Origin of the sequence: Agarivorans sp. 2_MG-2023 (assembly GCF_030548085.1) — a bacterium.
Taxonomy (GTDB): Bacteria; Pseudomonadota; Gammaproteobacteria; order Enterobacterales; family Celerinatantimonadaceae; genus Agarivorans.
Window position 1 is genome coordinate 97,831 of the sequence record NZ_JAUORQ010000003.1, and the last position, 12,428, is coordinate 110,258.

The window sequence follows — 12,428 nt, forward strand, 5'->3', positions numbered from 1 at the left end:
AAGTTTTACCTATAAACATCAAGGACGAAAAATATCCATGCTTAAGAAAAGTGTTATAGCCCTTTCTATTCTATTAGCGTCAGGCTGCTCAAGTATCGTTAGTGACAGTAAGTATTTAGTCGCTATTGATTCTACTCCCAGCCAAGCCAGCTTCTCTATTAAAAACAGAGCCGGAGTAACAGTTCAGAATGGACAAACACCAAAAACCCTTACCTTAAATGCTTCTGCTGGTTTTTTTAAAGGCGAAACCTACCAACTAGTATTTAATAAAGAAGGTTATGAAGAACAAATTATCGAGCTTAAAAGCAGTGTAGACGGTTGGTATTTTGGTAACATTTTGTTTGGCGGCTTAATCGGCATGTTAATCGTAGATCCAGCAACAGGTGCCATGTACAAGTTGCCAGAAAATGCCATTGCCGAGCTAACCGAAAGCGAAAAAGAAAACAAAGAATCTCTCACTATTGCCATGCTAAACAGTATCCCTGAACAGCAGCAAGCGCAGTTAATTCCGTTAACTAAGTAGCGATAATAAACGGCAAAGGCCTATACCTTTGCCGTTTACCATGAATTACAGCTGAGTTTGATACACAGCAACACGCTGCTCTAACGATGCCAGAGTATTAGCAACTGTGCTGGCCGTTTCGGCTAACAACTGGCTTTGCCCCATCAGCGTTTCATTCTTATCTCTAATCTCATTAATGCTTCGTTCAATTTGATCACATGCGTCAGTTTGCTCTGAAGTACTGCTAGCAATTTGTGCGTTCACATCGCGCATGTCACTCACGCTTCGATTAATTAACGATAACGTACTGCCACCTGTTTCTATCTTGGCTTTGGATTCGTCGGAATACACTAAACCTTTTTGCATTGAATCAACCACTTGTGAAGCATTCGTTTGTAGCGTGTCGATTATTTGATTCACCTCTCCAGTAGACTTTTGCGTGCGTGCAGCCAGCGCCCGCACTTCATCGGCCACTACGGCAAAGCCCCTGCCTAATTCTCCGGCTCGAGCGGCTTCAATGGCAGCGTTTAAGGCCAATAAGTTAGTTTGCTCTGAGATGGCTTTAATCACCTCAATCACCGCATTAATCCCTTGAACATTATCGTTCAGCTGTCTGGTATATACCTCAGACTCACTCAGCAGTTTATTCAGGGTTTGAGTGGCCTCCACCGACTCGCCCACTTGCTGCGAACCAGACTTAATCTGTGTCTCTACCGATTCAGCAGCGCCTGCGGCATGCTCTGCGTTATCAGAAACATTTCGTGCAGCTTGAGATAATTCTACCGATGCACTGGCAACCGAATCACTCTGCTCCATTTGCTGTAATACAACGTTTTTAGTCTCAGTACTTTGTTGATTTAGCCCACTCACCAAACCATTAATGTCCACAATCGATTGTTTTAAGTCGCTAAATAAGGCGTTGAATTCGCTAATTAAGGTATTAAAAGCGATGACCGTGGGGTGCTCTTTGTTACTGTCGATAGTCGCCGTTAAATCTTTGTTGGCGGCCAGCTTATCTACCGCCACAATGATTGAATTGGACACCTTGGCATCTTTGGCCATATTAATCGCGTAAAATACCAATACCCCGCTTTCAAATACCACAAAGGCCGCATGCTCAATAGCGGTTCCCCAAGAGCAGCCTGTGGCATATATCATCAGTGGAACATCTGCCACTGTTACGCCACTCAACTGCATATAAGTAAAAACGAGATGGTGCACGGCAATAATGCCCGCGGCAGCAATTACCGGTAACCAATCTTTATAAATAAGCACAAATGCAAGGGCGGCAAAAATATGAAAATGCATCTCCAATCGGCCAAGCTGGGCTTGAATCATCACCATGGAATACACCATTAACAGCATCGCGTTAATGCATGAAGACACTCGACTGCCGCGCAAATACGCATAATTAAGTAACGCAATAATCGATATCAGCATCGACATCGTTAAGGCAAAACTATGGCTGGCAAAACCAATCGGCACTAATAGTCCCACCACCGGAAGGTGAGCCAATAAAATATACAGCACTTGCTTATCTGCTAATTGCGCAGGGTTTGCGTTCATAGTATTTCACCTTGTTGTAATTGTTTGAAATCCTGTATTACTTTGTCTATTTCAAGATTCACTTGGGTATAAACTAGGCTTACCTCACCACGAGGATCGAGCAAATACAGATAAGCCGAATGATCGACAATTTGAGCATCGAAGTTGCTTGCAACATACCCAGGAAATTGCTGAGACACTTCTATGGCCTGCTGAAAATTAGCCACCTGACGAAACAGCACATTGTTTAAAGCATGCTCGGCCACGACATTGGACGCCGAACCTGCTACGAGGTCTACGTAAAGAAACTGTGCCTGCTTGAGCTGATTTGAGTTAGCCAGTGCGGCTAAGTTGAGAAGTTGCCGAGGACAAGCTTGGCTGCAGCCCTGAAAGCCCAAAAACAAATAAGTGAAGCGCCCTTGATAGTCACTTAAAGCCTCACCATTGTTCAGTTGAATATTGTAGGCCGCGGCATTACTGCCATGACCATAAAACTCGCTAGAGTGAATCAGCGGCATAACAAAGGGAAATGCGAAGGCAATCGCGATAGGGCAAGTAAGCAATAAGCCCGCGCGTAATCTAAAGAGAAAGCTTTTCATGTATTGAGCATAGTTGCCCTATGTTTATTAACCCAGTTATCAACGTCTTGAATACCAAGCTTTTGCGCCTGCTCTTCGCGCTAAGCCCAAACAATCTCCTAGGTAAGTCAGTGAGGAACAATACCAAACAGCACATTGCTCCCCACTGGCTGGCACTAATTATGACCACATATCTTGTGCTGCTGTTGCGTTTACGTAGTCTGCGAATGATTTAGCGGGTCGCCCAAGCGCTTGCTCGACACCGTGACACAAATGGCTATTTCTGCCATCCATTACTTCGCTAAATAACTCATTCATTAACCACAACATATCGTCTGGGAATTGCTGTTGTTTTAAAGCGCCCACAAACTGCTCTACGCTGAGTTCAACAAACTCAATGGAGCGCTGTTTGGCATTAGCGATCATCGCCACACATTCTCGTAGACTCAGCAGCTCGGGCCCTGTTACCTCAAACAGTTGATTGTGTAATGCAGGTTGGGTTAAACACGCTACCGCCACTTCAGCAATATCGTCTACATCAACAAAAGGCTCTAGTACATCTGCGCGTGGTAGCGCCACTTGGCCACTGTTTACCGACTCAATTAAAAAGCCTTCGCTAAAGTTTTGCGAAAACCAGCTAGCGCGCACTACATTCCAGCTTAAGCCGCTTTTAATTAACTGTCGCTCGGCAGCAACCGCGCCATCTTCCCCGCGTCCCGAGAGCAAAACAATATGTTGAATGCCGGCTTGTTTTGCATGCTCAATAAACTCAGCAATCGCCGCTTGTGCAGCGGGTACAGCTAAATCGGGTTGGTAACATACATACGCTGAATCACAGCCCTGCATAGCGGCTTGCCAAGTGCTAGGGTTTAACCAATCAAAAGAGGGAGACGTAGAGCGAGATACCCCACGGGTAAGGCGCCCTGCCTCTGCTAATAAACTATTTACGCGACGACCGGTTTTACCGTTTACGCCAACAATCAAGGTTGTGTGTGAAGTCATTTGGGTGCTCCGAGTTAAAAACAAGTAAGTAGTGGCTCATCCACGGGCTTAGTATCTCGCGTTAAAACTGGATACTTAATGCTTATACATCTACAATTTTTAACCATTCGTCCTAAATAGTCATAATCTCTATGCAAGCAGCAACCAGGGTTAACACACCGGTATTTCCACAAGCCAACGATCCTTTGGGCGAGACTCTGCACCAACTACGCGTAGATGGCAGCCTATATTGCCGCTCAACGGTGCGTGGCGACTGGTCACTCGACATGCCTATTCTGCCGGGTAAATTAATGATTCATATCGTAACTAAAGGCCAATGCTGGTTGAGCATAGAGGGCCTAGCACCTCAGCGACTTAAGCAAGGGACTTTAGTATTGGTGCCCCATGGCAAAGGCCATAGCCTAAGTAGCGACCCACAACTTACTCCCACGCCGCTGTTTGATGCTGGCGTGGAACGGATAAGTGAGCGTTATGAAGTACTTAAGATTAACCAAACGGGCGAATTGACCGAGGTAACCTGCGGAGTACTGGGCTTTGATTTGCTGGCTGCCCAGCGACTTATTCAGCAGCTACCGCCAGTGCTGGTATTGCAACACACCGAACTCGGACATCAAGATTGGTTAAGTAGTAGTTTGGCGCTTATTTCCTCTGAAGCTGAGCAGCTAAGGCCAGGTGGAGAAACCATTATTACTCACTTGGCCGACATACTGGTGATTCAGCTCATTCGCCATTGGATTGAGCAATCCCCCCAAGCCAGCGAAGGTTGGTTGGGCGCGCTACGCGACAAACACATAGGCATTGCCTTACGCGCCATTCACCACCAGCCAGAACGAGATTGGACAGTAGATTCATTAGCGCAAGAATGTGGCATGTCGCGCTCTGGTTTTTCTGCTCGCTTTACCCTGCTTATTGGTAACAGCGTTAAAAATTATCTGACTGAATGGCGAATGAACTTAGCTCACCAACGCTTAAAGCAGCAACGCATCCCTTTAATGGTGTTAGCTGAAGAGCTGGGCTACAACTCTGAAGCCGCCTTTTCGCGCGCCTTTAAACGAGTGATGGGAATATCCCCCGGCAAAATTGTTTAGCGTAAGCAGGCTTTGGTTTCACCAAAAACGCTTGGCGAATACAGCCCGCTAATTTGCGGAAACTCGTCACATTATTAACAGAGTTTGCGCTGGTTTACGTATCTTTACACAGCAACTGTTATGTTAAAAAAAAGGATTTTTAAGGTACATTTCAGTGAAGAACAAGCACATTGCGTTACAACTAAGCATGGTTTTACTACTCGGCGCATGCGGTGGAGGAAGTGAATCCAGCAGCAACAACGATGACTCAGAGACTACTCCACCAGTTATCGAACCAGAAACTGAACTCAACTTACCCAGTGAACACTTTAATTACGCCAATATTGCTTTGCCGACGCACTACACCGAGAACAACTTCCCCGCGCAATCTCAGTTTCAACATGCCGCTATTGAATTCGACAACACGCCAGTAGACAACCCAATAACTGATGCCGGTGCCACCCTAGGCCGAGTATTGTTTTACGACAAAAAACTGAGTGCCAATGGCACTACGGCCTGCGCTTCTTGCCACTTAGCCGAGCACGGTTTTTCCGATCCCAAAGTGCTCAGCCAAGGCTTTAACGGTGAGCTAACTCGCCGCCATTCAATGAGCATAGTCAATGCGCGCTTTTACTTTAGCGGCAGCTTCTTTTGGGACGAACGCGCTGCCACCTTAGAAGAGCAAGTTTTAATGCCTTTTCAAGACCCGGTAGAAATGGGGCTTATCTTAGCCGAGCTAGAAGAAATAGTGGCTAATCAAACCTATTACCCTGCGCTATTTAACGATGCCTTTGGCGACCAAAGCATTTCAAGTGACCGCATATCAAAAGCCTTGGCGCAGTTTATAAGAAGCATGGTAAGCACCACCGCCAAATACGATCTCGCCAGAGCCGAAGTACAATCTCCACGCTTGGATTTCCCAGGTTTTAGCGCTCAAGAAAACCTTGGCAAAGATCTTTTTCTTCTGCCAAGAGAGCTTGAAAATGGTGACAGTGTCAACTGCGCCGGATGCCATGTAAGCGAAGCCTTTGTTGGCCCGATACCAAATGGCCCAATAGGTACGACTACATCAACCGTTAATGGGCTAGATGCAGAGTCTAGTGACGATTTAGGTATTGCAGAAACCACCGGCACAGCTAACGATAACGGCAAGTTTAAAGCGCCGTCACTACGTAACATTGCCATTCGCCCGCCCTATATGCACGACGGCCGTTTTACCAACTTAGATGAAGTAATAGAGCACTACAGCAGCGGTATTCAACTTCATCCCAATTTAAGAGCGCCATTATTAGGCTCAGATGGCCAAGCGGTAAAATTCAACTTTAGCGAAGATGAAAAACAAGCACTGATCGCGTTTTTAAACACTCTAAGCGACCACGATATGCTGGCCGATGAGAAATACAGCGATCCATTTAACTAGGAACAAATAGTTTACACAGGACGTATAGTAGATATAAGCAATGCGGTATTTCAATTACCTATCTCTAATGTATACTTCGCGCCCTATTTAATTGACTAACACATTGATATGAGAGCAAAGATATCGATGTGTTTTTTGGAGATTTACCTTTGAAAAAATTCATCCCTGCTTTAGCTTTAGCTGCTTTTGTCTCTGCCCCTGCAATGGCTAGCGCACCTGTTATGTTCTCAACAATGAATGGCTACAATGCACCTGATGCTGACGCTGTTGGCGGCGTACGTTTATCGGTTCTTCACGGCCAGGTAGACGAAGTAAAAGGTGTAGATTTTTCTGTACTAGGTATGTCTGAAACCAAACGCACCACTGGTGTTAACTTTGGTTTATTCTTTGGTGGCGCTAAAGTGACCGAAGAAATGAAAGGCGCTTCTTTAGGTTTGTTTAACTGGAACACAGGCTCAACTACCGGTGTTAACTTAGCTGCAGTAAACGTAACTAACGATGTGAATGGCTTAAACTGGAGTGCGGTTAACTACTCTGAAGGCTACACCAAAGCAGATATAGGTGTTGCCAGTATTTCTGAAAAATCTAACTTCCAGTTAGGCATATTCAACAAAACAAATACTATTGACGGCGTTCAAATTGGTTTAATTAACTGTGCAGACAATGGTTTCTTCAAGTGCTTCCCAATTATTAACTTTGCTAAATAAATAGCACTGAGTTAATCGCTAATAAGGGAAAGGCCAAGCATGGTTTTTCCCTTTTTTATTGCCCTATAACCTTACCACCTTCCTCTAACTTGCGGTTTCATCGCCACATCATAGCCCTCTAAAGCTTCTGCCATTTATTTAAGCGCCCTCATTAAAGAACAGCCTATACCCATTACTTTAAAGGCCTGCATTAACCCCAAAGGCTAACAGTAAACATAAAAAAAGAGCCCCTAAGGCTCTTTTCTAGATGAAAGCTTGTTTACCAAAGCATTCGGTAAGCCTAGCTAGCTTGGGCTTTTACCAGCTTAACTTGATAAGCGCCTAAATCTTGATATTCAATCAAGGTATCAACATCAAACTCCAACTCTACAATGCCAGCGTAAGAGCCAGTAATAAGCGCTTCTCCTGCCTTAAAACTTACACCTCGCTTGCTCATAAAGTTAATTAGCCAGTAAATAGGGCTGACAGGGTGTTGATTTGGGTGTTTACCCTCAAAGCTTTGTTTGTTGTCGTTTTGACTAAGGCTTAACTGAATGCTGCTGGCGGCAAACGCTTTGGCTTTATCTAATTTAGGCCCCAAGTACAAACCTCGGTTAACTAAGCCATCGGCTAGCACTTCTAAAAACGCAGCCTCTTCACTGTCGGCAAAGCGGCGCTGAATAAGTTCTAAAGCCATGTGGCAATCGCCAATCGCGTCGTTAATCTGCGCTTCGCTGTAATCATCTGCTTGAGCCGGTAAGTCTTTAGCGAGAACAAACGCGATTTCTGGTTCAATTTTGGCAATGCCAGTATCGGCCATTAGCTCACACTGAGCGCCGCTTTGCACATCGGCAGTGAAAATAGGCGCCACAATCACTTTGTCTTCTGCTGGCGGTAATAAACACTTCCAGCCACCAATCTTATCTTGGCGTAATTCTGCCATTGCCGCTTGTATCTCTAGTGCGTCATCAATGGTATGAGGGCGAAGCTCAGGCGCTAAACGCGCAACTTTTTGATCGGTATTGCGATTGCTAAGTAATACCTTAGCGGCTTGCAGGCTAGTGTCTTTATTCATTACAGGATCTTATTGATGGAAACGAGTAAAAACATGATACAAGGGTATTTGTATGATAAAAAGGATATTGGTCTCAGGACAGTAAATAAAATCACTCTTTAGATTAACCTCCCATTCGTATCAATAAATTTGACAATAAAGTAGCTAATACCTTTTATCTTAAGTTTTAGAATTGTAGCATCGAAGGATATTGCCTCCTTAACCGAGCAACCTAAATGTCAGAGCTGTCAATAACAAATGCCAAATTTTCTAAATGGCAAAGCACTCATAATTTCAGCAATTGCAAACTGAAAAGACATGAATATGGGGAGTTTTTAGCTAATTACATCACTGGTGAGAAACATGGTTTTGTATTAAATCTAAATGGTGCATGGGGGACCGGTAAAACTGAGTTTCTGAAACGATTTTACACGTTATTGCTACAAAGGAAGCATCCCGTTATCTACATAGATGCATGGGAAAGTGATTTTTCAAAAGACCCTTTAACAGTTGTTGCCAGCGAGTTACTGACACAATTGGAAAGCTTCAATAGCGGTATAGGCTCAGAAGAAAAAACTAAGCAAGTAAAACAATTTCTTAGTAAAGCTTTAAAAGGCTCACTTATAGGGCTTGCCGGTATAGCCAGCGCAAAGCTCTTAAACGATTCAAATATTGGAATGGAAACCGTCAAACAATTATTTGAAGACGATTCCGATAATTTCAGATCTCAGCTAACTAAAGATTATGCTGAGCAAATAGAAGCTATTAAAGAAATTCGTACAGGATTAGGACAACTGGCTGAAATTCTTCAGCAAAACTACTCTGCCACTCTTCCTGTTGTAGTGTTAGTAGATGAGCTAGATCGCTGTAGGCCTACTTATGCGATCGAAATGTTAGAAGTAATCAAACACTTCTTCTCTACAAAGAATTTTGTATTTGTGGTTGCCACCGATACCAAGCAATTGTGTCACTCAATCAAGGCCGTTTACGGTAATGAATTCGAATCACAGCAATATTTAAAACGCTTTTTTGATAGAAAAGCGAGCTTGCCTGAACCAGATTTAGAACATTATTTGAGTAGTACAGATTTTAAGTATCCCAATATAGATTTATTCCCATATTTTTCTTCTCAGCCAGAGTCACCTACACAAAATGCTGTCACAGTTTTAGCTAGAGCTTATGATTTACAAATTCGAGATATTGACCAGCTAATCAATAAAATAGATGCATGTTTAAGAACTGTAGACGTGACAAAACGACAGTCGAATAAAACTCAACACATTAATATAGTAGCCTTAGTTATAGGCTTAATTGAACAGGATAAAGGGATAGATGCATATAGCACTAGGACTAATTATTATAATTCCAAATTTGTTCCGGAAAATCATAGTTTTAATGTAGTCCCAGAGCTTTCTATCTCGGAGTATATAACAAGAGCGATGAGCTGCGTTATATTGTCAAAAGAAACAAAAGAAAGCGGTTACGGGCAAACTTATGAGTATGAATATCTACCCGATGGTGGAGTTTTAGGGCTCAACCACTCACCGCGCCAGCATCAAGCAAAACACAATTGGCTTATGTCATTATCAAAAAATACCTCGTTATATAATAACAAATCATCCCAGAGCAAGTACTGGCTCTGGGATGACCTAAAAGCACTTATCGAATTAGCAGGCAACATCGAATAGTAATCATATGGCGAACAACTAGAGACTATTCGCCACCTAAAAACATTTATCACAAACTCACTTCATCTACCAAATACAAAATAGACTGATACGCAACGCCGCTGTGGTGTGATAAACCAATTTCGCAGGTTCGGCTATTGCTGTAACCACGAGTACAGCCTTCTGGTACTTGCGCTTTTAATGGCGCTAGCGCAGCTTGATTTAACTCTGGAGTGGTAAAGCCTTTGTCGCCCGCCCAGCCGCAGCAATAAATGTGCTCTGGCAATATAGCTTGCTCGGCGCAGCGATTGGCGATGTCTAGCAAGGGATCGTGCATATCCATTCGGCGCGAGCTGCAGGTTAAATGCAGCATTATTGGTTGCTCTAGCTTAGCGATGTTTAGTTTATCTAAGGCATGCTGATGAATAAAACCAATCGGTTCGTAGATATCGATAGGCTGAGAAAATTGCTCTTGGCTGCGTTTAGCACAGGGGCTGGTATCCATGAGTACAGGCCAACGACCATGCTCGCTAAGCTGCCAAATAATATCTTCCAGCTGTTGGGATTTATCTGTAGCAATATCGAACATGCCTTTGCTGTGATAAGGCATGCCACAGCACAAATCATCTCCCTTATCGGGAATAATCACCTCAAAACCGGCTTTTTCCAGCACGTTACAAGTTACCTCTACCAATGGCCGAGGATCTATGGCATCAGCTTGTGGCGCCATGGTGCGGGCTGCACACGAGGGAATGTATACCACTTTATCTTTGTGAAAACGCGGCTGTGGCGGCTGGTATTTAGCGCGGGTGGGATAAGCGGGGTTCCAGGTTGGCACCTTACCCGCTGAGACTTTTGTAATGCCTTTACTAATTGAGCTTATCGCGCTGGAACCAAGCACTTTTTGGCCTAACTCAGCGGTTCCTAAGCCTAAACGCGTGATGCTAGCCACACTTGAGAAATGATCGGCTGTCCAACGCGCGATATTTTTATACTTGGCGTAATGTTGCTCGCGTAATTGGCGAACTAGATCTCCGGTATTGATCCCCACGGGGCAACGGTCGGCGCATAAGCCTACCGCAGCACAGGTATCTACCCCTTGATATTTGAAGTCTTTTTCTAACTGAGTTAAACGCGGGGTATTACTGCCGCTGCGGCGCAGTTCACTAAGCTCTCGATATAATACAATGCGCTGCCGTGGACTAAGGCTTAAACTGCGCGATGGACACACGGGTTCGCAAAAACCACACTCAATGCACTTGTCCACCAGCTCGTTGGCGGCTGGCATTGGTTTTAAATTTTCTAAATGCGCTTGGTTGTTTTGGTTAAGAATCACCCCGGGATTAAGCAAACCTTGAGGGTCAAATAGCTGCTTAATTTGTTGCATAAGCGCTACTCCCTCGCTGCCCCACTCTAGCTCGATAAACGGCGCCATATTGCGGCCAGTACCGTGCTCGGCCTTTAACGAACCTTGGTATTTAACCGCTACAAGTTGGCTAACCGCATCCATAAAGCGGCCATAACGCGCCACTTCTGCTGGGTCTTCAAAACCTTGGGTGAATACAAAATGCAGGTTGCCCGCTAAGGCATGGCCAAAAATAATCGCTTCGTGATAACCATGCTCGGTAAATAAGGCTTGTAGTTCGTGTACGCCATTGGCTAGACGTTCTACCGGAAAGGCAACGTCTTCAATAATCACCGTTGTGCCGGTTTCCCGCACTGCACCCACTGCGGGGAACATGCCTTTACGAATGGCCCATAGGGCGGCGGTTTCTGACGATTTAGTGGTAAACGCAACCTCACCGATGCGGGGGAAACTGACCAAGCTATCCATCACTTGTTGACAGAGCGTGGTCAGTTCATCGGCTTGGCTACTGCGCGTTTCCACTAGTAAAGCGCAGGCCTGCATGTCTAAGCTGGCAATAAAATCTGGCATGCCCGGTTGGTCTGCCACAGAGGCCAGCGCGCGGCCGTCCATTAGTTCTACCGCGGCTACGGGCTGGTCGGCTAATACCTGCACCGCTTTACATGCTGTGTCACTATCGGCAAATACCAACAAGCTTGATGCTTTGTGTGGATGTTCTACCACGGTGTTATAAGTCAGCTCGGCAATAAAGGCTAAAGTGCCCTCAGAGCCAATCATCAGGTGCTGTAAAATATCGAAAGGGTCACTAAAATCCACCAGCGCATTAAGGCTGTAACCGGTGGTATTTTTCAGCCGATATTTATGGCGAATTTTGTCGGCTAAGTCTTTGTTCTGCTGGGTGCTTTGAGCGAGTTCTGACAGCCCTTCTAACAAACCTTGATGGCTGCGTTTAAAGGCGGCTACGCTATGCGGATCACCAGTATTTAATACCGTGCCGTCGGAAAATACCACCGTAATAGACGCCATGGTGTGATAAGAATTCTGCGCCGTGCCGCAGCACATTCCCGAAGCATTGTTGGCCGCTATACCGCCAATTTTACACGCGTTAATTGAAGCTGGATCAGGGCCTATTTTTCGCTGAAAAGGCGCTAAGTAGCGGTTAGCATCTGCGCCAATAACACCGGGCTGTAAGCTAATTTTATCGCCGCCTTCCAAAATCTGATGCTGGCGCCAGTCATCACTTAACAATATCAACACCGAATCGGAAATGGCTTGCCCCGATAAACTGGTTCCGGCTGCGCGAAAAGTATAAGGCAGCGCTAATTGGGCGCAGCTAGCCATGACCAACTGCAACTGCGCTAAATTATTTACCTTTACCACTAACTTGGGAATCAAACGGTAAAAGCTGGCATCGGTGCCGTAAGCCAGCGTTTGTGCGTGGCTGGTCATCAATTGTTCGGGTAACAACTCTGCGGCAAGCTGGTCAAACAGTTGTTGGTAAGATCCCTCTAACACCGGGCTGTTGGCTTGATTCATGGTGT

The 12,428-nt window shown here is 45.0% G+C and carries 10 protein-coding genes; 5 read left to right on the forward strand and 5 right to left on the reverse strand.

Annotation, left to right across the window (positions count from 1 at the left end):
* Nucleotides 1-37 precede the first annotated feature (37 nt).
* Nucleotides 38-523, forward strand: coding sequence for a hypothetical protein (locus Q4549_RS05500; RefSeq protein WP_303549941.1), 486 nt, complete (start codon nucleotides 38-40; stop codon nucleotides 521-523).
* Between the two features lie 45 nt (nucleotides 524-568).
* Here Q4549_RS05500 and Q4549_RS05505 read toward each other — a convergent pair whose 3' ends face one another.
* From Q4549_RS05505 to Q4549_RS05515, 3 genes are all read right to left on the reverse strand, one after another.
* The gene (locus tag Q4549_RS05505) at nucleotides 569-2,068 is read right to left on the reverse strand and encodes a methyl-accepting chemotaxis protein (RefSeq protein ID WP_303549943.1); all 1,500 of its coding nucleotides are present in this window, start codon (nucleotides 2,066-2,068) and stop codon (nucleotides 569-571) included.
* A complete protein-coding gene (locus Q4549_RS05510) occupies nucleotides 2,065-2,646 on the reverse strand; it encodes a hypothetical protein (protein ID WP_303511035.1) in 582 nt (193 codons plus the stop codon). The genes Q4549_RS05505 and Q4549_RS05510 overlap by 4 nt, the downstream gene beginning before the upstream one ends.
* A 159-nt stretch (nucleotides 2,647-2,805) precedes the next feature.
* On the reverse strand, nucleotides 2,806-3,627 hold the full coding sequence (locus Q4549_RS05515) for an SDR family oxidoreductase (RefSeq protein ID WP_303549945.1): 822 nt from the start codon (nucleotides 3,625-3,627) through the stop codon (nucleotides 2,806-2,808).
* 131 nt (nucleotides 3,628-3,758) lie between these two features.
* On the opposite strand from Q4549_RS05515, the gene Q4549_RS05520 reads away from it, so the two are divergent.
* The 3 genes from Q4549_RS05520 (at nucleotide 3,759) to Q4549_RS05530 (ending at nucleotide 6,821) form a co-directional block, all read left to right on the forward strand.
* Entirely contained in the window at nucleotides 3,759-4,715 is a 957-nt protein-coding gene (locus Q4549_RS05520; RefSeq protein ID WP_303549947.1) for an AraC family transcriptional regulator, read from the forward strand.
* 154 nt (nucleotides 4,716-4,869) lie between these two features.
* Complete coding sequence (locus Q4549_RS05525) at nucleotides 4,870-6,114, forward strand: cytochrome-c peroxidase (RefSeq protein WP_303549949.1); 1,245 nt, start codon at nucleotides 4,870-4,872, stop codon at nucleotides 6,112-6,114.
* Nucleotides 6,115-6,263: 149 nt separating this feature from the next.
* Nucleotides 6,264-6,821, forward strand: a complete 558-nt coding sequence (locus tag Q4549_RS05530; RefSeq protein ID WP_137671699.1) for a phaC PHA synthase — start codon at nucleotides 6,264-6,266, stop codon at nucleotides 6,819-6,821.
* A 280-nt stretch (nucleotides 6,822-7,101) separates the two neighbouring features.
* Here Q4549_RS05530 and Q4549_RS05535 read toward each other — a convergent pair whose 3' ends face one another.
* Nucleotides 7,102-7,875 (reverse strand): fumarylacetoacetate hydrolase family protein, encoded by a 774-nt coding sequence (locus Q4549_RS05535; RefSeq protein ID WP_303549951.1) that lies wholly within the window; start codon nucleotides 7,873-7,875, stop codon nucleotides 7,102-7,104.
* A gap of 215 nt (nucleotides 7,876-8,090) precedes the next feature.
* Here Q4549_RS05535 and Q4549_RS05540 point away from each other — a divergent pair, with 215 nt between their 5' ends.
* Nucleotides 8,091-9,542: a P-loop NTPase fold protein gene (locus tag Q4549_RS05540; RefSeq protein ID WP_174235916.1), complete on the forward strand. Its 1,452-nt coding sequence runs from the start codon at nucleotides 8,091-8,093 to the stop codon at nucleotides 9,540-9,542.
* Nucleotides 9,543-9,591: 49 nt separating this feature from the next.
* Here the strand turns inward: Q4549_RS05540 and Q4549_RS05545 are convergent, their stop codons facing one another.
* Entirely contained in the window at nucleotides 9,592-12,423 is a 2,832-nt protein-coding gene (locus Q4549_RS05545; protein WP_303549953.1) for an FAD-binding and (Fe-S)-binding domain-containing protein, read from the reverse strand.
* Between the last annotated feature and the right edge of the window lie 5 nt (nucleotides 12,424-12,428).